Below are 19,386 nucleotides of genomic sequence, written 5' to 3'. Positions count from 1 at the left end.
CTCCCCTTCCTCCTCCCCGGCTTGGACATAAACAGAGAAGACACGAAAACCCAACCCGCCGGGAGGGCAACACGGGGGGGGGGGGGGGTGCCCCCCCCCCCCCCCCCCCCCCCCCCCCCCCCCCAGGGTGCTGTCGGAGGGCTCGCACGGGCTCGACAGCCGATCCGGGAAGCCGGAAACGAAACTCCCTTGCGCAATGGTCAAGAAGTGTTGACCATTGGGGTCCATGCCTACCGATGACCTCCCCGAGACGTTCCACGTCACCACTGACGAGCAGCTACGCGCCGTTTCCAATCTCACGCGCCACCGGATCATGGCCGTGCTCCGCTTCGAGCCCGCGACGATCACGCAGATCGCCGAGCGCGTGGGCCTTGCGAAGGGCAGTTCCAGCTACCACGTACGGCTACTCGAACGGGCCGGCCTGGTGAAGGTCGTACGGACGCGGAAGGTCCGGGGTGTCACCGAGCGGTACTACGCCATTGCCGCACGGGCGATCGTGCTGCCGGATCCGGGCGAGGGAGGCCCGGATGTGCTGATGCGGCATGCGGTGGCCGACCTGGAAGCAGCCCCGGTGGACGGCGAGCGGTATGTGCGGATGGCGCATCTGCGGCTCACCGACGAGCAGTTCGCGGAGCTGGGGGCACGACTGGAGGCACTGGCGGACGAGTACCGGGAGCTGTCCGATCCGTCGCTGCCGGACGCGTCGCTCGTCTTCGCACTGTTCCACCCGGCATCTGGCGGCCAGACCGAAGGGGACGACCAGTGACTTCAGCCCTTCGGAAGCTGCCGACCGGGTTCGGACGGCTGTGGACTGCGCAGACGGTGTCCTCCCTCGGTGACGGGGTGTCCCATGCCGCGCTGCCGCTGCTCGCCTTGACGTTGACGCGGGACCCGATGGCGCTCGCCGTCGTCACGGCCGCCGGAACGCTGCCGTGGCTGCTCTTCGGGGTGCTCGGTGGTGCGCTGGTGGACCGCTGGGACCGTCGGCGCACGATGTGGGTCACGGATGCGGCGCGTGCGGTGCTGCTCGCGATACCCGCGGCAGCGGCCGGGCTGGACGTGCTGAGCATTCCCCTGCTCGCGGCCGTCGCCTTCCTCCTCGGCCTCGGCGGACTCTTCTTCGACACCGCCGCCACGGCCTACCTGCCGGATCTGCTCGGCCGCGACCCCGCGCTCCTGGAACGCGCCAACTCCCGCCTGCGCGGCTCCCAGACCGCCGCGTCCGGGTTCGCCGGGCCGCCCGCCGGCAGTGCCCTGCTCGCGATCGGGCGGGCCGTTCCGCTGCTCGCCGACGCGGTCTCGTTCGCGCTCTCCGCACTGCTCGTACGATCGCTGCCCGCCGCACCCCGGCCCGTACCGCAGGCCCGTGAGTCGCTGCTGCGGCAGGCGCGGGCCGGAGCCTCGTACGTCTTCCGGGACCAGTTGCTGCTCGGGCTCGCGCTGCGTCCGGCGGTCGGGAACATCGCCTTCCTCGCCGTGGAAACCGTACTCGCCCTCTTCGCGCACGAGCGTCTCGGCATCCACACCTTCGGCTTCGGCCTGCTCCTGACGGCGGAGGCCACCGGCGGCCTGCTCGGCGCAGGCATCGCCTCCTTCCTCGGCCGGCGACTCGGCACCGGCACCGCGCTGACCTGCACGGCCGCAGTCGAGGGACTCGCCGTCCTGGGCCTTGCCGCCGCCCCGGACCCGTACGTCGCCGGCCTCGCGCTCGCCGTCTGCGGCGCGGGCATGGGCGCCACGATGGTGCTCGGCCCCTCCCTCCGGCAGGCGATCGTTCCCGCCCATCTGATGGGCCGGGTCGCCTCCACCTCCCGGATGCTCGCCATGTGCGCCGCCCCGTTCGGCGCTTTCCTCAGCGGCTGGCTGGCCACCACCTACGACGTGCGTACCCCGCTCTACACCGCCGCCGGCCTCCTCCTCACCATGACCATCGTCACCGCGACCATGACCAGCAACCGCCGGGTCGAGGCGGCGCTGCGCGCCGCCGCTCCGGCCGGTGATCAGGACCAACCGGAATCCCGGGGTCCTGCTCAGGAGCGTGCCGTGCAGGGCCCGTAGAAGTCGTCGAGCCAGTGCTGAACCCAGGCGGCCCCAGGGTCACCCGGGAACGGGGAAGATGCGTGCGCCCCTTCGTCATTGCAGCCCATCCGGTGGTGGCTGCGAGGTCTCCGCTCAGGCTCCGCCGGAGTAGGTCCTCGAAGGCGCCCCGGCGCCGTCGGACCATCGCCCGCAGCTCCGCCGGCTGGACGGCGTATGCCTGCTCGGTGGCGTATGCCTGCTGGGTGGCGGCCGCCATCCGGGCTCGGCGACGCCGGCGCGGGGTAGGGCGGGCGCAGCTGTTCCCGGCCTGCCGGACGGGCGGAAGCTCAGCGGAATCCGCCACGGAACCGCCAGGCCTCCGCATCCGGGAGCACTAAGGAGCGGCTTCGGCGCTGGTCAGACGGTGGGCCGGGGGCCTGCGGCGCGGCGGAGCCGGTTGGCGATCGCCAGTCCCAGCCCTTCCTCCTCCGGCAGTGACGCAACGATGAGGTCGCACCCCTGCTGGTCGAGTTCACGCAGATACCCGTACAGCCCCCGCGCATAGGCGGCCATCGAACGGGGGACGTGCACCACCGCGTGCGCCTTCACCTCAGCGTCGGCGAAGGACGCGGGAAGAAAGACGCCCACCCGGTGCCCCAGCTCCTGCGCCAGCGCCGCCTCGGCGACGACCTTCTCCGGCTCGACCAGGACGACCCGCGCGTCCGGTGCGTAGTGCGACGGATGCTGGCCCGGCACCCGGACCCGGCTGGTCGCAGGGACCGCGAGCGGGCGCCCCAGCACCGCTTCGAGGTCCTCGCGCGTCACCCCGCCGGGCCGCAGGATGGCCGGGACCTCGCCCGTGGCGTCCACGATGGTCGACTCGACACCGACCTCGCAGGGGCCGCCGTCCAGCACGAAGTCGACGGCGTCACCCAGCTCCGCACGGACATGGTCCGCGGTCGTGGGGCTCACCGAACCGAAGCGGTTGGCGGACGGGGCCGTGACACCACCGCCGAAGGCCGACAGCAGCTCGAGCGCCACGGGGTGGTCGGGCACGCGCACGGCCACCGTCTCCAGGCCACCGGTCGCTTCGAGGGGCACCCGGCGACCACGCCGCAGGACCAGCGTGAGGGGGCCCGGCCAGAAGTGTTCGGCCAGCAGGCGGGCCGTGGCAGGTACGCCCTCGACCCAGTCGTCCAGGTGCTCCGCCCCGCCGATGTGCACGATCAGCGGGTGGGAAGGCGGCCGCCCCTTGACCTGGAAGATGCGCGAGACAGCGGCGGGGTCCTCGGCGTTGGCGCCCAGTCCGTACACGGTCTCGGTCGGGAGAGCCACCAGGCCGCCTGCGCGCAGCACGCCGGCTGCCTTCTCGATGTCACTGCTTCTTGCCGTCACCCTTGCAATCCTAGGTGCGTCACCGGGCAGCCCTGAACCTGCACCCGGCCGGTCACCCACCGCACCCGGCCATGCAGCAACCACGCGTCCGACGCGGGCGCGCGCACCCACAAGCCGCCGGGTCAGGGGGTGATCCTCGATGTGCGGCCGGGCCGCAGACCTGCCTATCGTGGTGAGTGGTCTTCCTCACACTCTTTCGGTGTGGGCGAGCGCCTCCGAGGCCTTGTGTCCGTTCTCGCGGCCCCTGTGTGCAGATGCCGTCCGCCCTTGTGCCCGGGTCGCCTTTCCCATCCAAGCCACCGGCGGTTCCGGGCCGGGCCCGGTTGCCCGTGAGGCGTGGTGCCCGGTGCCGCGGTTTGCCGGTGGTTCGGCAAGATCAGCTGGAGCGCACCCATGTCGGACATCGCGTATGTGAAGATCCATCCCGCGATCGGTATCGCGCGGGTCGGCAACGGCGAGGGGGTGTTCCTCGGCCCCGAGAGCCCGGACGAGCCGCCGAGGGAGCCGGGCTTCTCGAAGGACAGCGTCTCCGCGATCAAGAGGCAGGCGGCCCGGTTCCGCGTGTACGGGTACGACTCCGACGGCAATGTCCTGCGGGAGATCAAGCACGGGGACGACGGCGCCGGCGTGACGTGGACCGTCTCGCTCGCGAACAAGAAGGCGGCCTGGTACGCCTTCTCCCTCGCACTGGACATCCCCGAGGCCCGGAACCTGCCGGTCGCCCAGTTCGGGCGCCGCAACGCCGCCACAGCCGATCGAAGCCGCCTGAAGAACACCCCGCCCGCGCAGTCGATCTCCGGCCTCGGTCAGATCGGCAAGCCCTTCGAGGGGGCCGTCAACGGTGTCGGTGTGTACCTGGGCGAGTTGCGGACCGACGAGGCGGGCAGGCTCAAGGTGCTGGGTGGCCGAGGGACCTCCGCCTCCTTCACCGATCCCCCGACCGAGTTGACCTCGTTCGGCAACAACGACGGCTGGTACGACGACACTTCTGACGGCCCGGTCACCGCCGAGGTCACGATCGGGGACCAGGTCTACACGGCGGCACCGGCCTGGGTCGTGGTCTCACCGCCGAACTATGCGCCGGACGTCAGAGGCATCGTGACGCTCTACGACCTGCTGTACGACCTGTTCGTCAGGAACCAGGAGATCCCCCTGCCCGACCCGGTGACCTTCGACGAGCACATCAAACCTCTGCTGCTGCGGTTCACCGGACTCCAGTGGGTCAACGAGGGCTTCGCGGCCGAGTACGGCTGGGGCGCCGCCAACGACTTCTCCTCCCCCCAGGCCCTGGCCACGCTCGGCAGCAACAAACCCCAGTACCAGGACCTCCGCCAGCGCGTCTACTACCACCTGCGCAACTACGACCGCGACGGTATGTCACCCCTGCCCTGGCCCTGGTTGTACGGCGACGCCATGTCCACCCACCCCAGCTCGGTGCGCCAGCACAACGTGATCACCCCCACCCAGGACGCGCTGCTACAGATGTGGGTGAACGGGGACTTCGACACCACGCCCTCCACTCCGCACCCCGACCTCGACCGAGCGCCCGTCGCCCTACAGCCCGGGCTCCTCGACCGGGCGATGCTGGAATCCTGCCTCGCCGACGCCTTCCACCCGGGCTGCGAGGTCACCTGGCCCATCCGCCACCGCACGTTGTACCAGGAGCCCTTCCGCATCCTGCACCGCACCGACGGACAGGACCCGGACTACGGCGCCCTGCTCACGCCCGACAAGGCGCTGGCTTCCAACGGCCCGCTGTACGCCCAGGGACCGGGCGACCTGACCCGCTGGATGGGGCTGCCCTGGCAGACCGACACCGCGAGCTGCCGCTCGGGCTACGAACTCGCGGCCAATATCGGCCCCCGCTACAGCCCGTACCTGCCGACCTTCTGGCCCGCCCGGGTGCCCAACCATGTGCTGAAGCAGGAGGACTTCGACACCGTCAACGACCCCGGCAACAGCGACGACGAGCGGGAGCAGGCCTTCGCCCGTCGCGCGGTCTGGCTGCGCTTCCTCCATCCGGCAAAGCCCCAGGCGTACCACGACATGGTCAAGGGGTGGGCCGGGTTCGGCATCGTCGAGACACACACATACGCCGCCAAGGACAACAAGTTCCCGGTCAGCATCCTGGTGGAGTCCACCCCCGCCTTCCCCCCGGTCAGCGACCGCAGGAACCTGGTCAACGTCCACGTCCCCGAAGCCGGCCCCGTCGCACCCGCGGCGCCCACCGCGGCCCAGCGGGCCACGCGTGAGGTCGTTCGCCGGACGCGCTTCGAGGAGGAGGAGATCTCGGCCGGCTACGTCGACAAGGTCGACCCGTTCCGGGAGAGCGGGTGACCGCCGTACCCGCCGACGGCAGGTACTACGAAGCAGTGATCGCCGGCGGCGGTCCCTCCGGTGCCGCCGCGGCCATCACACTGGCCGCCGCAGGGCGCAGCGTCCTGCTCGCCGATGCGGGCACCGGGCCGCCGAAAACGGGTGAGTCCCTCGTGCCCGCCGCCCGGATGCTGCTGCGCGACCTCGGTGTCGACCCCGGCACACTGGACCGCGACCACCGTGTGTGCCAGGGCACCGTCTCCGCCTGGGGTTCGTCCGATCCGCGGCAGGTCCACTTCATCGACGACCCCCACGGACACGGCTGGCACCTTGACCGGCCCGCCTTCGACCGCCTGCTGCGTTCCCGTGCCCTGGCCCACGGCGCCCAGGTCGCCGAGCACACCACCGTGGGACGCCCCGCACGCGATCCCGACGGCGGCTGGCGGGTGACACTGACGGCCGCCGGCGTACACCGGACGCTGCGCTGCCGGTGGCTGGTCGACGCCACCGGCCGGCGCGCCCGCGTCGCCGTGCGCTGCGGAGCCCTGCGCCACCGCTACGACCGGCTCCTCGCCGTCCACCTCCAACTCGCCGACGACCCGCGGGACACCGAGCACCTTTCCCTGGTCGAGTCCGCAGCCGACGGATGGTGGTACACCGCCCCGTGCCACCCCACCGGCCGCCTTGTCACCTTCTTCACCGACACCGATCTCACCCCGGCCGGCCTCACCACCCCCGAGGTCTTCCTCAGCCGGCTCGCCGCCACCGTCCACACCGCCGCGCGCGCCCTCGACCGCCCGCCCCGTCCCGGCCACCTGCCGCTGCGCTGCGCCGCCCACACCGCTCGGCTGGACCCGGTGGTCGGCGACGGGTGGATTGCCGTCGGCGACGCGGCGGCCGCGTACGACCCGGTCTCCTCCCAGGGCGTCCTCACCGCGCTCTACACCGGAATCTGCGCCGGCCGGACGGTGCACGCCCACCTCGACGGCGAACCGCACGCCCTGGCCCGCTACACCGCGCAGCTCCAGGAGACCTTCGACACCTATCTGCTCGGCCACCGCGCCGTCCACTCCTGGGAGCGACGCTGGCCCACCAGTCCCTTCTGGCGACGCAGACAGGTCCTCGTGCCTCCCGCCTGACCGGGCGGGCCTGGCGTACGACATGCTTCGCACAGGCGGCGCCGCCTACCTCGTCCATCTGGGGGCCACGGGCACTCGCGTCCTCTGAATGAGCCTGATTCCGCAGTTCATACGGCGAAGGCGCCGCCGCCAAGGCCGCGTCCGCCGCCACCGGGTCGCCCTCGGAGACGATCCGCCGTGTCCTGTACGCCGCGGGCGCCCGCGAACTGACCGAGCAGCTCGAGGAACGAAGTGGGGCGGACGATCAACGCGTTGAAGATCTTCCGGGCCGTGGCCGCACGCTTCGGCAAACGCGCCTACGTCTTCCACGAGACCGTCACCCGCGCCTGCCCGGCGGGCGGCTCCTTCATGTCTCGGCGCGGCGGAACCTACGGTTTGTGGGTTACCCAGAGCAGTTCCGCCGGCCAGCGGTGTGCCCAGTCAGGTGGGTCGGTTTCGTTGTAGCCGTTGGGTGTTCCGGGTTCGGGCCGCGGCTCGATGAGGTCGTCGATGACGAGACCCGCGCCGCGAAGAACCCTGACCCAGTCGCCGTAGGTGAGCTGATAGCTGGTCGCGCCGTCGTCTTCTTCGGCGATGGTGTTCAGTCCGAAGTAGTCCTTCTGCAGCGTCGTGCTCACGCGGCCGGCGGCTTCGTCGTAGCAAGCTTCGAACCATGGGCTGGCGACGTTGAACACCAGGCGCCCGCCTCGACGCAAAACGCGTGCGGCCTGCGGGACGGCCAGGTGCGGGGGCGCCCAGCTGAGCCCACCGAAGTCGCAGAACACCAGGTCGAAGCTGTCGGCGGCGAACGGGATTTGTTCGGCTGCGCCTTGCACGAGCGGGTAGCGGGCCGCGCCCATCGCGCGGACCGCGGCGGCGAGTTGCGTTTCGGACAGGTCGAGCCCGACCACGGTGGCGCCCTCGGCGGCGAGGACCCTGGACCACTGGCCGGCGCCGCAGCCGAGTTCGAGGACGCGCTTGCCGGTGACGTCGCCCAGGGCGTGCAGGTGCGCGTCAGGTATGGAGTACATACCCCACAGCCGAGGTGCGGCGCCGATGTGCGGGTCGTGCTTGCGCTGGTAGGCGCTGCTGATCCGGTTCCAGAACCGCCGGTTGGCGGGGATGCTGTTCACGTGCCGACTCCAGCAGTGCCTGCCGACGGTGGTCAACACGATATGGGCACCGGACGGCCCCCACCTCGGTCCGGCCCCGGCTCGGCCCGTGATCAGCCGGACGAGCCCTGGACCGTGTGCACCAGCCGGAAGCGCTGGGCCAGCACCTGGGTGTCGTCGTCGACGGTGAATCCGGGGTCGCCCAGTTCCTCTCGCGCCTCCGCGCTGTGCCAGAACGCTTCGTGCCCGGCCCGCCACTCGGCCACCGATGTGTCGCCTTCGCCCTCGTCGAGAGCATGCTGTAGGTCGATGTCGGCGAGTCGGACCACCCGCACCTCGGTCATTTCGATCACCGCGACCCGCAGCCCTTCGGAGTCGACCACGGCCAGCCGCTGGCCGACCGTGGGCAACGGCTCGTTCTCTCGCTCGTATTCCAGCACCAGCGCCGAGGTGGTGGTCTTGGCACCGGACAGGATCGCGGCGACCAACTGGTCCCGCAATGGTCCGGGGAAAGCGAACTCCGCCACCGGAAGATCATGAATGTCCATGCCAGGCAGACTACCGAGCCTGTGGCGGACGGCCCGGCCGGCGCGACCACCGGTTCGGTCACGGCCTTCGGATCCAACCGCCGTGTCCGCTGGCCGAGTTCGAGCACGGTCCGCCACGGCCGCGGTCAGGCGTTCCGCCCGGGCTGCGAGCAGGGCCCTGCGGATCGCCGGTGGCCAGGTGACGGTCGAGCCACCGGCTGAGGCGGCGACGGAGGGCGGCTGTACGCAACCCAGCCAGAACATTGACGCCGGCGATGCCCACGAGCCCCCAACCTCTCGACGGCCTCGGTCTCCCCCGAGGGTGCGGCAGACTGGGCGGCTTCAAGCGGTGCCGGAAGCTCAGTCCTGGCCGACGCGGTAGATCCGTTCGCGGAGTTGCGTCTCGGCCCAGTCCAGGTCGGCTCGTAGGTCGAACCAGACCCGGTCCTTGCGTTCCCCGGGCCGGTCGAGGCCGACGGCGACCCAGGAGAACACGCCCTGAAGGATCTCCCGTTCGCGTCCGGGGCTGGTCACGCCGAGCGCGAAGGACAGGGCGATGCCGGCCCGGGTGACGACCAGGCGGCTCGCGTCGTCCGGTCGGGGGCGGCCGGCGGTGAGGTAGCGCGGCACGTCGAGGATCTTGATCCACTCCAGATCCGCTCCGGCGACCTGGTCGGCCAGGATCCCCGCGATGGAGTCGCGCACGGCAACAGCAGGCTGTTCGCCGAGCCAGCCCAGCCAGTGCTGGGAATCGACGAGTTTGGCGAAGTCGTCCTTGGGCGGGCCGAAGTTCGGATTCTCCACGAACTCACCGGTCAGCTTCCCGTCCTCGCCGACCACCCAGACGCCCCGGACGGCTTCCGCCGGAACGTAGCCGTTGGGGTCGCCGACAAGGTCAGAGTCGATCACCGCAACCGACCCGCCCGGGTTCGCAGCCGCCTCCGCCACGAGCTCGGGAGGAGGTGACTGCTGGATACGGCGCCACTCGGCCGATATGTCCCCCATATGAACAACCTTTCCTGTGATTCGTCCGAGGGGCTCAGCACCACCCCGCCGGCGGCATACTTCCACGAGCGCTTCCGCCCGTCGCGGGCCGGCCCGCCGCCGCTGAAGCGCCCCCGCGTCGCCGAGCAGTCAGGGCTTTACGGCGTGCACCATCCGCATACCCCTGGAGTCGGCGGTGTCGCGGTGGACGTCCAGTCCCGCCGCCCGGCACTGCTCGGCCGGCCAGTCGGGCGGGATCCGCAGCTTGGGGCAGCTGCTGGCCCGTTGCTGCCAGGAGCCGTCCGTCTGGTTGTGGAGCAGGTCGTGGACGACGACCGTGTCCTCGTCGCGGTATTCCAGGAAGCAGGTGAGCAGCCGGTCGTCGCTGCTGCGTACCGGGATGAAGCGGTCGGTGCCGCGCAGCTCCGCGGTGAGGTCGCGGTAGGTGACGACGAGGTGGCCGCCCGAGGCGAGGGCACCGGCGATGTGTCCGAGCAGCGCGGGGACGTCCGCCGTGGCCGGGAGGTGGGCAGGTGTGATCGCCCGGCAGCTCGGCATCGCCCCCTCGACCTGTGTGGAGCCACGTGTTCGTCCTCTCCGGAGGCGATGACTTCCTCCTTCACGTGGCGGTGCAGAACCTCGACCACCTGCACGCCTTCCTGACCGACCGGCTCAGCAAGCGCAGCGAAATCACCGGCTTTCGTACCTCGGTCGTCTTTGAGCAGGTGAGCAACACCGCGCCAGAACGCCTTCCCGCGCCCGACTAGGGCGCGTATCGAGCCGATCAATGAGTGGTCCGGGCGAGGCCCCTGAGCGTTCGGGCACCTGGTCCGGCGAAAGTGATGTGACGTACCCTCACAGTGGCGGCCTACGCATCGGAGGTGCACCTGATGGCAGGCCTGTTCGCCCTCATCTTCTGGGTATCCGTGGGTTGCTTGGCCTGGCAGGGGATCAAGGGATGGCTCCAGGACAAGCCTCCTGCGAAGTCTCCCGCCCCGGTCGCCCGGCAGAAGCCGTCCTCGCCCCCCGCTCCGCGCCCGCCCAGCCCGGCGCCGAAGGAGAAGGGGAATGGGAAGGGGAAGGGGAAGGGGAAGTTGAACGAGAACGGTGCGGCAACGGCGGCGTCCACGGGATCCAGCGCCGCCCACCCAATCCCCAGCCAAATCCCCGACCAGGACATCGGCGGGGCGTCGCAGCCGACCCACCATCACACTCACCACCCCGGCGGTGGAAGCAGCCACGGTGCCGGGCATCACTCCCCGCACCACGACGGGGGCGGACACCACAGCACGCACCACGACGGAGGCGGGAGCCACCACAGCGGCGGCCACGACGGCGGTCACTTCGACGGCGGCGCGTTCTGACACCTGCCGGGTCCTTCGGACTGCGGCGTGGGCCTTCGGACTGCGGCGTGGGCCTTCGGACTGCGGCGTGGGCCTTCGGACTGCGGCGTTTGCCGCAGTCCTGGACGAGCCCTGACACTGCGCATCAAGAACGAGGTGTCCGTCGTGGTGATCCCTACCTCCCGGGCAGCCCGGCGGAGTGCCCCGGTGGGCACACCCTCGTGACTCCCTCGAACGTCACCCCGCTGTCCGCCAGCGCTTCCCCTGCCGTGCCCGGCAGCGCGGTGAGCGCCAGCAGCAGGTGCTCGTCCCCGAGGTGCCGCTCACGCCGGGCGACCGCTACCCGCAGGGCGCTCTTCAGCACGCCCTTCGCGTCCCGGCCGAAACCCGGCCGCCGCCCGGACCGCCGGCGTCCGCCCGCCCGGTGACCGTCGGCGCCCCCGGACATCGCTCCGGCACCGTGCGCCTCCTCCACCCGCGCCACGACCTCCCCCACGTCGATGCCCAGCCCCGCCAGCGCGTCGGCCTCGGCCCGGGTGAGACCGGCGCGCCGCTCCGCCTCCCGCAGGGCCCGGCGAACCCCGTCCCGGCACCCGGCCGGCCCCAGTGCGGACAGCGCGAAGGAGGCCCGGCTCCCCTCGCGGTCGAGGAGCGCGAGCAGCAGGTGCTCGGCGCCGACGGTGCCCGCCCGGCCCTCCCTCGCGTAGTCGATCGCGCCCTCGACCACCGCCCGGGCATCCTTGGTGAACCGCTCGAACATCAACGCCTCCCGTACTTCTTGTGCACGGCCTGCCTGCTGACACTCAACTCCGCGGCGATCTCCTGCCACGACCAGCCCTGGTTTCGCGCACTGCGCACCTGTACCGCCTCCAGCTGCTCCAGCAGTCGGCGCAGCGCGGCCACGGCCCGCAGTCCGACCCGCGGATCAGGGTCACCGGCACGCTCGGCGAGCTCGGTTGCCTCACTCATGATGTCAATTTAGGTTGACATCGAGCTTGCGTCAACGGTGGTTGACGACCAGGGCACGCGGGAATGGTCGCCTGCGCCCGGAGTAGCGAGCTGACCAGCCGGAGGTTCGGCCAGGACCTCCGGCCCCGGTTGGCGGCAGCCGGGCAGGCCGAGGAGTTGCTGACGCATCCGAACCTCTCCGACGCTGGAGCGAACCTCGCACGACGGGCCCTCCTCGCTGCGACACGCGGCTACGGCGAGAACCGCGACCTGTTCGAGAACTTCCCCCCTCACGTCGCGTGGACCAGGGCACTCCTGTCCGCGGACGAGGCGGCCAGCGTTCGCTACCTCGACTACTCCTACTGGGTCGAACTATCGGGTGGCAGCCGCCGGCCGGCCGACGCGGCCGCACGCATCCGGGCAGGACAACGGGCGTTCGACGTGCCCAACGAGCCGTTCGTCGACGCGGCCCGCGCGTTCATCAGAGGCGAGCGGTTTCCCCCGCTCATCCTCGTCGGCGAGAGGCAGGACGACCTGGTCTGCCTTGAGGGTCATGTGCGCCTGACCGCCTACGCCCTCGTCGGCTTCCCGACCGACGTCGAGTGCCTGATCGGCGCCGCTCCGGCCATGGAACGCTGGGCGAAGTAGTCCAAGCGCGCCAGGCTCTCGGCGACCCTGATCAACAGTAATTGTCAACGCATCTGGACCAGTTGAGCTCACCGCCGGCTCTCGCGAGTTGCTCACGACGAGCCGGTTTGTGAACTCCCGTTGCTGGAGCGCTCAGTACTGCCTTGCAGGCGCGGGAAGGTTCTTGCCCTTGCGCAGGTTCGCCTTGTGTTGATCTTTGCGGTGCACTCGGGTTTGCTGTTCCGATGTCTGACCTTCGTTTCCAGCAGCCGATCGACGAGGACGTGCTCAGAGACTGGCTGTACGTCCACAACGTGATCATTCCTACCCACGTTCTGTCTCTCGACGAGGCACGGGAACGCGCTGGGCGCAATCACCTCGAGGTCGCCTACCTGGGCGACGCGCTGGTGGGCTGCACCACGGTCCGCCCGCCGGTAGGTGACACCCTGACGGCCACCGTGATCGCCCGCGTGCTTCCTGCTCACCGTGGGCGGGGCATCGGCGAGGAACTCTATGCGCGAGGGCTCGACCGGGCCCGGAAGCTGGGCGCCGAGGTGATCGAGACGGTCGTCCTCTCTTCCAACGAGGATGGACTGCGCTTCGCACTGAAACACGGGTTCGTAGAGACCGAGCGATACCTGTTGCCGGGCGACACCATCCCCTGGATCGACTTGCGCCTCTCCTGACACGGGCCTGGCCGCTGCTGGAAGCTGTCCGAGGGTGTGGTGCCGGCCCTCCCGGCCCGACCGCAGGGCGAAGGACGGCGTCGATGCGATGACCGGGTTCTGCTGACGGCTTTCACCCTTTCCAGCCGTACCGCTTGCGAGACGCTCCGCCGAGATCCACCCTTCGAGATGGATCACAATGCGGAAAGCAGTCGGGGCACAGCAACGAGAGGCAGAGTGGTGGTCATGGTGCTGTCCGATTCGGCCCTGGCCACGATACCTGTGGGGCAAGGACCGAAGGGCGTGGCTGTTTCACCTGATGGACTCCACCTGTACGTAGCCAACCACGATTCGCGCTCCATAAGTGTGGTCGACACGATGGCCGGGGCGGTGGAAACGGTTATCCCGTTGGACCACAATCCCTGGGGGATAGCGATCACGCCGGACGGCCGGCACGCCTACGTATCCCTGACCCCGGACAGAGTGGGCGTGCTCGATCTCCTCAACCACGACGTCATCACCAGCATCAGCGTGCCGGGATTTCCCGCAGGCGTGGCCCTGACTCCGAATGGAGAGCGTGCCTATGCCGCTCTCAGCTTGGGTGAAAGCTTGTCCATTATTGACATTGCCAGCAATACGCTTACCGGACACACCGAGTCAATGGAGGGCGCTCCGATAGCGGTGGCGATCACCAGGAACGGGCGTCGCGCCTACGCGCCAACAGACGGATCGTGTCTCATCGAAATCATCGAAACGGAGACCGACACAGTCAGTTCCGACCCGCCCATCGTGGTGGGTTGCGCGGCGACGGATGTGACGTTCACTCCGGACGGACGCTATGCCTTTTCATTGAGCGACACCCTGGACGAGGCAGCCGAGTTGTACGTCATTGACGTCGCGACGAAAAAGGTCGGCCACCCCGTCATCGTAGGAAACTCGTCCTTTGGGGTTGCTGTCGCCCCGGATATGAGGACCACCTATATCACCGCTCCTGACTCCGGCTCAGTACTCGTTGTTTTGACGGCGGACATCCTTAAGTCGGCGGCTCCGCACTGATACCCAGATGAGTGGTGCCGCGGTGGGACGGATCCGGTCAGGGCAGCAGGTGGGTGGCCAAGTGTTCCCGCTGGCGGATGGGGGCGATGCCCGGTGTCGGGGTCAGGAGGTGGAGGCTGACGTGGTCGGCTCCGGCGTCGAAGTGCTGTTGGACGCGATGGGCGATGTCCTCGGCACTGCCGTGGGCCACCAGTGCGTCGACCAGCCGGTCGTCGAACGCGTCCGGGTCCGCGTATCCAAGTCCTCGCAGCAGTCCGCGGCGGTTCGGCAGGGCGGCCGCGGCCGCGGTGCGGGCCAGTTCTGAGGTGTCTGCATGGTCCTTGCCGAGCACGCACATCAGGGTGACGGCCAACAGGGCATCGTCGCCCAGGACGGTCCTGGCGGTGCGCGTGTACTCGACGGGCATGCCCAGCACCGTTGCGCCCCGAATGCGTTCGGCGGCAAGGGCCAGCATGTCGGACCGCAGGGCCGCGAGTACGCGGTGGGGTGATGCGGTCGTGCCGGGTGGCCCGAACGGGGCGGTGTCCAGCGCGTCGAGGTAGGAGCGCATGGTGGCCAGGGGCGGCCCGAAGCGGTGGCCGCGGATGTCCTCGGCGAGGCTGGGGTGGCTGTCCCACAGGCCGAGCAGGAACCGTCCGGGGAATGCCTCGTCCAGGGTGCGCTGCGCGGCGGCGGCCGTGACCGGGTCACGGGCGTAGATGTCGGTCATGCCGGCGGCCACGATCATGTGCCGGGTGGCAGACAAGAGGATCGCGGCCTGTGCCATCGCCTCCCGTCCCGTGGTCTCGGGGAACCACAGGGTGCCGTAGCCGAGGTCTTCGATCGCGGCGGCAGCCTTACAGAGCGGGGATGCGGGAAGGTGGTCGAAGTTCCCTGCCCAGATCCCGATGCGTCCGAGGCCGTGGGGGCCGGCGCTCACGCGTCCTGCCCTGCGGTGCGCGTGGAGTCCAGGAACGCGACGATCCGGGACGCACCGGTGCGCTCCAGCCAGGTGCCGAAGTCCATCGTGGCGGGGTGGATCTTCCGGGTGGCGGGAATGTCGGCGCGGTAGCCGAGTGTGTTGAGCCACTCGTTGGCGTAGGCGAAGTCTTCGCTCAGGGCCCGGATCGCGTCGATCGGGACCTGAACATAGGGCAGCGACATGCCGAGCGCCCTTCCGATGGCCGCAGCGATCTGAACCGGCGTCAGTTCGTCCCCGGCCAGGGAGACATCGCGGCCGATCCACTCCTTCGGCCGGGCGAACGCCAGCGCGGCGACGGCGCCGACATCGTCGACGGCCATGAACTGCTGCGGGACCTCCGGAGCGAGCCCGGTGGAGAGGCTTCCGTTCCGCAGCGCATATCCGCCGGTGAAGTTCTCCATGAAGGACACGGGCCTGAGGATCGTCGCGGGCAGGCCGAGCGCGGCGATGTGCTGCTCGATCCGCCACTTGCTGACCAGGTTCACCGGGAGCTTCTCCTCAAGGTGCCGGTCCGCTTCGGCGACCGACGTGAAGACGAAGTGCCCGATGCCTGCGGCGTGCGCGGCCTCGGCGACGTTCACACCCCAGCGCACCTCGTCCTCGGCGGTGAAGTCCGGCGCGGTGCCCGGCGAGCCGACGGTGGGCTGGACGCTGAACAGACCCCAGGCGCCCTCGGCCGCGACGGCCAGGGAGTCGACGTCCTCCATCTGCGCCCGCACCACCTCCGCTCCCGCCTGCGCCAGCGCGGTCGCCCGGGCCCCGTACGGGTCCCGCGTCAGTGCGCGTACCTGCCAGCCGTCCCGGAGCAGGTGATGTGTCACGGCCCTGCCCTGAAGGCCGGTCGCCCCCACCACGACGACGGTCTTTCCTGTCGGTTCCACGGATCTCCCCGTATCGCACGCCGACGAGGGGCCACGCCCCCATAACTGGGGTGGACCTCCGTTTATCGGTCGCTACGATATGGAGGGCCACCCCAGTTAGCAAGCCGTCAGGAGTTTCCGTGCCCCAAAGTGCAGCCGGCCCCGCTCCGAGGCCGATGCGTGCCGACGCACGCCGCAACTACGAGCGGATCGTGGCCGCCGCCGAGAGCCTGGTCGCCGAGCACGGCGCCGACGCCTCGCTGGAGGAGATCGCCCGGCACGCCGGCGTCGGCTCAGCCACACTCCACCGTCACTTTCCCTCCCGGCAGCTGCTCCTCGAAGCCGTCTTCAAGGGCCGGGTCGAGACCCTCTGCGCCAAGGCCCACGACCTGCTGCCCGCGCCCGATCCCGGAGCCGCACTCGTCACCTGGCTCCGCGCCGTCGGCGCACACGCCGTCGCCAACCGGGGTCTGGGAGCATCCCTCATGCACGGTGCCCACGACGGCGACCCCACGCTGGGAAGCACCTGCCACGCCATGATCACCAGCGCCGGCGGCGAACTGCTCGACCGCGCCCGCCGCATGAATGCCGTGCGCCCCGACGTCACCATCGCCCAGCTACTCAAACTCGTCGGCGCCATCGCTTTGGCCACCGAGGGTGATCCCGACGGCCCAGGCGAGGCCGACCGGCTCCTCACCCTGGCCATCGACGGAGTACGCGCACGCTGAAGCTCCCTCCCCCGGTCAGTGCCTGATGAGCTGTGGGCGCGGATCGAGCCGTTTCTGCTGCGGAGAGCGCCTTCATGCTCAATGCGTTGACCCTCACACCGTGTCAGGCGGTCAGCTCGGAGACATCATGTTCACCATCGGAGACTTCGCCCGGCATGGCCGCGTCTCGGTCCGGATGCTGCGTCACTACGACGCGACCGGACTGCTGCGCCCGGCTCACGTCGACCCCTTCAGCGGCTATCGCTACTACACCGCTGCCCAGCTCGCCCGCCTCAACAGGATCATCGCGCTCAAGGACCTCGGGTTCACCCTCCAGCAAGTCCACGACATCGTGGACGAGAAGGTCACCCTCGAGGAACTGCGCGGCATGCTGCGGCTGCGGCGGGCCGAACTGGAGACCGCGATGGCTGCCGCGGAAGCACGGCTGGTCCAGGTCGAGGCGAGGCTCCGAGCGATCGAGAGTGAGGGGCACATGCCCACGAACGACGTCGTCATCAAGAGCGTCCCTTCCGTCCGAGTGGCGGAGCTGACCGCAACCGCCGCGAGTTTCGAGCCCGAAGACATCGGCCCGGTCATCGGGCCGCTCTACGACGAGCTGTTCCGGTGCCTGGACTCAGCGGGTGTCACCCCCACCGGCCCCGGCATCGCGTACTACGAGGACGCCCCGGAGGGCGGAGGCAGGATCAGCGTCCACGCCGCCGTCCAGGCCTCCGCCCCTCTCCAGGGCGGCACCTTCCGGATCCTCGACCTGCCGTCCCTCGACCAGGCAGCCACCATCGTGCACCGCGGTTCGATGGACGCCGTACTCCCGACCGCCCAGGCGCTGGCCCGCTGGATCGACGCCAACGGCTACCAGTCGACCGGATACCCCCGCGAGATCAACCTGGAGTGCCCGGAAGACCGCGACGGCTGGGTGACGGAACTCCAGGCACCGGTGACCCGGGCCTGATCCATCGCGCCCCAGCCTCACCGGACCACGTTCGGGCGGCGGGAGACCGCTACGGCCCCCGCTGCCCAACCTCGATACTGCGCCAGCCCCTAACGGCTTGGGGAGCGATAGGAAGCTTGGGTCTCGGCGAAAACTTCGCGGCGGCCGGTGTAGCGCTGCGGGGACCGCCATTGCTTGTACTCGGCGTTGGCGTGCTCCACGCAGATCCGATCGGCGGACTGTGCTCGGCGTTCGTGCCGCCAGGCGTGCTGTTCGCCGAGGGGCGCGTCCCTCTTCGGCTTGCGGGGGGGTGACCTGTTGCGGGAACTGGTTGGCCAGGCCTCGATCGCCCTCGTCGACATGCACCTTGCCGGCGGGGTGGCAGCGCAGCTGCTCGGCGATGCCCTCGGTGCACACCGCGGTCCGGTCGTGCATCCGTCCTGGCCGCACGACCCCGCGGAACAGGGTGCGCCCCTGGCCGTCGCTGAGCGTAGTGGTCGTGATGGTGTTCTGCTTGCGCTTGCCGGACACGAACGCCTTGCGGCCCGGACGTCCGGACTTCGGGCCTGCACGTCGGTGCCGTCGATGCGCAGCTCGGCGTCCTCGGCCCCGGCCTAGGCGAACACGTCCTCGATGGTGCGCAGCCGGATGCCGGGCTGGTCGGGCACGGCGAACCCGCGCGCCGCCGGCAGCGGCCGGACCTGCCGGATCGCGACGGACACCGTGGAGCGGTCCACTCCTCACAGCACAGCCAGGGCCGAGTGCGGAAGATCGTGTCGTAGGTGTGCCAGCGTGGCCAGCACCCGGTCGACGAACACCAGACGATGCTTCGGGTCAGCACCAGCCTCGCGGCGCGATCGCCGCCGCGCCGCTCCCGCACCGCAGACTCCTGCTGCGCCTGCCATGCCGGGCGAGTTCAGCGACGAGTTCGGCGAGATGCTGTCGGGACATGCCCGATGGGGCAGGATGAGACAAGGCCGTGCGGGCTGATGACTTCACATCCACGGGCACCGCGCCTCGCGCCGCCTACGCCTGCCGCCGCTCCCACTGCTCCTTCGTGATCTCGTACCGCACGCCCCCGTGCTCGGAACCCTCGACCGCCATCATGTCGTCCGGCGTGGGGATGCTCTCCGCGAGTGTCATCCCGAGCTTCTCCATGACGTTGCGCGAAGGGCGGTTCACGGTCATCGTCTCGGCCCAGACCATGCGGATGCCGAGCTCGGCGAACCCCTTCGTCAGCAGCGCCTGCGAGACCTCGGTGGCGTAGCCCCGGCCCCAGGCCGCCTGGCGCAGGCGGTAGCCGAGTTCGGCCTCCTCACGCGGGCCGCTGCGCAGCGGACGCAGGCAGAACCAGCCGACGAACGCGCCGCCGTCCTTCTCGTACGCCGCGAACAGGCCGAGGTCGTGATCCCAGCGCTCGTAGCCGGCGAGGATGCCGGGGATGACAAGGTCACGGACCTCCTCCGGCGGGGTCGGAGCGCCGCCGGTCAGGTAGCGCATCACCGCCGGGTCGCTGTCCAGCTCGATCAGCAGGTCCGCGTCGGCGGCGGTGAAGGGGCGCAGGGTCAGGCGCTCCGACTCGAGGTAGGTGGTCACGTGAGGATCATGGCCGAGACGGGTCTGACGGTCCAAGGCTTTTTCGGGCTGCGTCTGTCACCGGGGCTGGAGGAGTAGCAGCATGGCACTGCCGCCTGCACACCACGGCCAAGGACCCGCGTCTGTCGCTCCCCACGTCGTAAGTCAGTGGAGGGCCTGTGGCCTGCTCTGTTACGGTCCTGGGGCCGGCCGCGGGACTCCGG

General features: G+C 70.1%; 21 protein-coding genes. 10 read left to right on the top strand and 11 right to left on the bottom strand.

Going from position 1 to position 19,386, the window contains the following annotated elements:
• Positions 1 to 226: 226 nt before the first annotated feature.
• Positions 227 to 766: an ArsR/SmtB family transcription factor gene (locus ACZ5CZ_RS10940; protein ID WP_468941404.1), complete on the top strand. Its 540-nt coding sequence runs from the start codon at positions 227 to 229 to the stop codon at positions 764 to 766.
• Positions 763 to 2,058 carry an MFS transporter gene (locus ACZ5CZ_RS10935; protein ID WP_468941401.1) on the top strand — a complete coding sequence of 432 codons (1,296 nt, stop codon included), beginning with the start codon at positions 763 to 765 and terminating at the stop codon, positions 2,056 to 2,058. Before ACZ5CZ_RS10940 ends, ACZ5CZ_RS10935 begins: the two co-directional genes overlap by 4 nt.
• A gap of 378 nt (positions 2,059 to 2,436) precedes the next feature.
• Here ACZ5CZ_RS10935 and ACZ5CZ_RS10930 read toward each other — a convergent pair whose 3' ends face one another.
• Complete coding sequence (locus tag ACZ5CZ_RS10930; protein WP_468941399.1) at positions 2,437 to 3,414, bottom strand: L-threonylcarbamoyladenylate synthase; 978 nt, start codon at positions 3,412 to 3,414, stop codon at positions 2,437 to 2,439.
• 393 nt (positions 3,415 to 3,807) lie between these two features.
• On the opposite strand from ACZ5CZ_RS10930, the gene ACZ5CZ_RS10925 reads away from it, so the two are divergent.
• Both ACZ5CZ_RS10925 and ACZ5CZ_RS10920 read left to right on the top strand, forming a co-directional pair.
• Entirely contained in the window at positions 3,808 to 5,751 is a 1,944-nt protein-coding gene (locus ACZ5CZ_RS10925) for a LodA/GoxA family CTQ-dependent oxidase (protein WP_468941396.1), read from the top strand.
• The gene (locus tag ACZ5CZ_RS10920) at positions 5,748 to 6,869 is read left to right on the top strand and encodes a tryptophan 7-halogenase (RefSeq protein WP_468941393.1); all 1,122 of its coding nucleotides are present in this window, start codon (positions 5,748 to 5,750) and stop codon (positions 6,867 to 6,869) included. The genes ACZ5CZ_RS10925 and ACZ5CZ_RS10920 overlap by 4 nt, the downstream gene beginning before the upstream one ends.
• Positions 6,870 to 7,237: 368 nt before the next feature.
• Here ACZ5CZ_RS10920 and ACZ5CZ_RS10915 read toward each other — a convergent pair whose 3' ends face one another.
• From ACZ5CZ_RS10915 to ACZ5CZ_RS10900, 4 genes are all read right to left on the bottom strand, one after another.
• A complete protein-coding gene (locus ACZ5CZ_RS10915) occupies positions 7,238 to 7,981 on the bottom strand; it encodes a class I SAM-dependent methyltransferase (protein WP_468941390.1) in 744 nt (247 codons plus the stop codon).
• Between the two features lie 92 nt (positions 7,982 to 8,073).
• Entirely contained in the window at positions 8,074 to 8,508 is a 435-nt protein-coding gene (locus ACZ5CZ_RS10910) for an ASCH domain-containing protein (RefSeq protein WP_468941387.1), read from the bottom strand.
• A 339-nt stretch (positions 8,509 to 8,847) separates the two neighbouring features.
• Positions 8,848 to 9,396 carry a hypothetical protein gene (locus tag ACZ5CZ_RS10905; RefSeq protein ID WP_468941384.1) on the bottom strand — a complete coding sequence of 183 codons (549 nt, stop codon included), beginning with the start codon at positions 9,394 to 9,396 and terminating at the stop codon, positions 8,848 to 8,850.
• Between the two features lie 225 nt (positions 9,397 to 9,621).
• Positions 9,622 to 10,029, bottom strand: coding sequence for a hypothetical protein (locus ACZ5CZ_RS10900; RefSeq protein ID WP_468941381.1), 408 nt, complete (start codon positions 10,027 to 10,029; stop codon positions 9,622 to 9,624).
• Between the two features lie 26 nt (positions 10,030 to 10,055).
• Between ACZ5CZ_RS10900 and ACZ5CZ_RS10895 the strand changes: the two genes are divergently transcribed.
• Complete coding sequence (locus ACZ5CZ_RS10895; RefSeq protein ID WP_468941377.1) at positions 10,056 to 10,238, top strand: Lrp/AsnC ligand binding domain-containing protein; 183 nt, start codon at positions 10,056 to 10,058, stop codon at positions 10,236 to 10,238.
• 751 nt (positions 10,239 to 10,989) lie between these two features.
• Here the strand turns inward: ACZ5CZ_RS10895 and ACZ5CZ_RS10890 are convergent.
• Both ACZ5CZ_RS10890 and ACZ5CZ_RS10885 read right to left on the bottom strand, forming a co-directional pair.
• Positions 10,990 to 11,574, bottom strand: a complete 585-nt coding sequence (locus ACZ5CZ_RS10890) for a Clp protease N-terminal domain-containing protein (protein ID WP_468941370.1) — start codon at positions 11,572 to 11,574, stop codon at positions 10,990 to 10,992.
• Complete coding sequence (locus ACZ5CZ_RS10885) at positions 11,574 to 11,783, bottom strand: helix-turn-helix domain-containing protein (protein ID WP_385842761.1); 210 nt, start codon at positions 11,781 to 11,783, stop codon at positions 11,574 to 11,576. Before ACZ5CZ_RS10885 ends, ACZ5CZ_RS10890 begins: the two co-directional genes overlap by 1 nt.
• A gap of 156 nt (positions 11,784 to 11,939) precedes the next feature.
• On the opposite strand from ACZ5CZ_RS10885, the gene ACZ5CZ_RS10880 reads away from it, so the two are divergent.
• The 3 genes from ACZ5CZ_RS10880 (at position 11,940) to ACZ5CZ_RS10870 (ending at position 14,110) form a co-directional block, all read left to right on the top strand.
• On the top strand, positions 11,940 to 12,410 hold the full coding sequence (locus tag ACZ5CZ_RS10880; RefSeq protein WP_468941366.1) for a hypothetical protein: 471 nt from the start codon (positions 11,940 to 11,942) through the stop codon (positions 12,408 to 12,410).
• 224 nt (positions 12,411 to 12,634) lie between these two features.
• Complete coding sequence (locus ACZ5CZ_RS10875) at positions 12,635 to 13,075, top strand: GNAT family N-acetyltransferase (protein WP_385842758.1); 441 nt, start codon at positions 12,635 to 12,637, stop codon at positions 13,073 to 13,075.
• A gap of 225 nt (positions 13,076 to 13,300) precedes the next feature.
• On the top strand, positions 13,301 to 14,110 hold the full coding sequence (locus ACZ5CZ_RS10870) for a YncE family protein (RefSeq protein WP_468941362.1): 810 nt from the start codon (positions 13,301 to 13,303) through the stop codon (positions 14,108 to 14,110).
• Positions 14,111 to 14,147: 37 nt separating this feature from the next.
• On the opposite strand, the gene ACZ5CZ_RS10865 is transcribed toward ACZ5CZ_RS10870, so the two are convergent.
• Both ACZ5CZ_RS10865 and ACZ5CZ_RS10860 read right to left on the bottom strand, forming a co-directional pair.
• On the bottom strand, positions 14,148 to 15,029 hold the full coding sequence (locus ACZ5CZ_RS10865; RefSeq protein WP_468941359.1) for a TIGR03620 family F420-dependent LLM class oxidoreductase: 882 nt from the start codon (positions 15,027 to 15,029) through the stop codon (positions 14,148 to 14,150).
• Positions 15,026 to 15,952: an NmrA/HSCARG family protein gene (locus tag ACZ5CZ_RS10860; RefSeq protein ID WP_468941356.1), complete on the bottom strand. Its 927-nt coding sequence runs from the start codon at positions 15,950 to 15,952 to the stop codon at positions 15,026 to 15,028. Before ACZ5CZ_RS10860 ends, ACZ5CZ_RS10865 begins: the two co-directional genes overlap by 4 nt.
• A gap of 155 nt (positions 15,953 to 16,107) precedes the next feature.
• Between ACZ5CZ_RS10860 and ACZ5CZ_RS10855 the strand changes: the two genes are divergently transcribed.
• Positions 16,108 to 16,659, top strand: coding sequence for a TetR/AcrR family transcriptional regulator (locus ACZ5CZ_RS10855; RefSeq protein ID WP_385842754.1), 552 nt, complete (start codon positions 16,108 to 16,110; stop codon positions 16,657 to 16,659).
• Between the two features lie 127 nt (positions 16,660 to 16,786).
• Positions 16,787 to 17,608 carry a MerR family transcriptional regulator gene (locus ACZ5CZ_RS10850; protein ID WP_468941353.1) on the top strand — a complete coding sequence of 274 codons (822 nt, stop codon included), beginning with the start codon at positions 16,787 to 16,789 and terminating at the stop codon, positions 17,606 to 17,608.
• 593 nt (positions 17,609 to 18,201) lie between these two features.
• Here ACZ5CZ_RS10850 and ACZ5CZ_RS10845 read toward each other — a convergent pair.
• On the bottom strand, positions 18,202 to 18,324 hold the full coding sequence (locus ACZ5CZ_RS10845) for a hypothetical protein (protein ID WP_385842748.1): 123 nt from the start codon (positions 18,322 to 18,324) through the stop codon (positions 18,202 to 18,204).
• A 289-nt stretch (positions 18,325 to 18,613) separates the two neighbouring features.
• Positions 18,614 to 19,183, bottom strand: coding sequence for a GNAT family N-acetyltransferase (locus ACZ5CZ_RS10840; protein WP_468941349.1), 570 nt, complete (start codon positions 19,181 to 19,183; stop codon positions 18,614 to 18,616).
• Positions 19,184 to 19,386: the final 203 nt, after the last annotated feature.

This window comes from Streptomyces sp. NPDC031418, from assembly GCF_055581605.1.
This window is presented reverse-complemented; position numbering and strand designations above follow the sequence as displayed.

What these genes read in the sequence shown, in the direction of transcription:
- ACZ5CZ_RS10940 (WP_468941404.1), top strand. Translation starts at nt 227, where the DNA reads ATGCCTACCGATGACCTCCCCGAGACGTTCCACGTCACCACTGACGAG.
- ACZ5CZ_RS10925 (WP_468941396.1), top strand. Translation starts at nt 3,808, where the DNA reads ATGTCGGACATCGCGTATGTGAAGATCCATCCCGCGATCGGTATCGCG.
- ACZ5CZ_RS10910 (WP_468941387.1), bottom strand. Translation starts at nt 8,508, where the DNA reads ATGGACATTCATGATCTTCCGGTGGCGGAGTTCGCTTTCCCCGGACCA.
- ACZ5CZ_RS10900 (WP_468941381.1), bottom strand. Translation starts at nt 10,029, where the DNA reads ATGCCGAGCTGCCGGGCGATCACACCTGCCCACCTCCCGGCCACGGCG.
- ACZ5CZ_RS10890 (WP_468941370.1), bottom strand. Translation starts at nt 11,574, where the DNA reads ATGTTCGAGCGGTTCACCAAGGATGCCCGGGCGGTGGTCGAGGGCGCG.
- ACZ5CZ_RS10885 (WP_385842761.1), bottom strand. Translation starts at nt 11,783, where the DNA reads ATGAGTGAGGCAACCGAGCTCGCCGAGCGTGCCGGTGACCCTGATCCG.
- ACZ5CZ_RS10875 (WP_385842758.1), top strand. Translation starts at nt 12,635, where the DNA reads ATGTCTGACCTTCGTTTCCAGCAGCCGATCGACGAGGACGTGCTCAGA.
- ACZ5CZ_RS10870 (WP_468941362.1), top strand. Translation starts at nt 13,301, where the DNA reads ATGGTGCTGTCCGATTCGGCCCTGGCCACGATACCTGTGGGGCAAGGA.
- ACZ5CZ_RS10855 (WP_385842754.1), top strand. Translation starts at nt 16,108, where the DNA reads ATGCGTGCCGACGCACGCCGCAACTACGAGCGGATCGTGGCCGCCGCC.
- ACZ5CZ_RS10850 (WP_468941353.1), top strand. Translation starts at nt 16,787, where the DNA reads ATGTTCACCATCGGAGACTTCGCCCGGCATGGCCGCGTCTCGGTCCGG.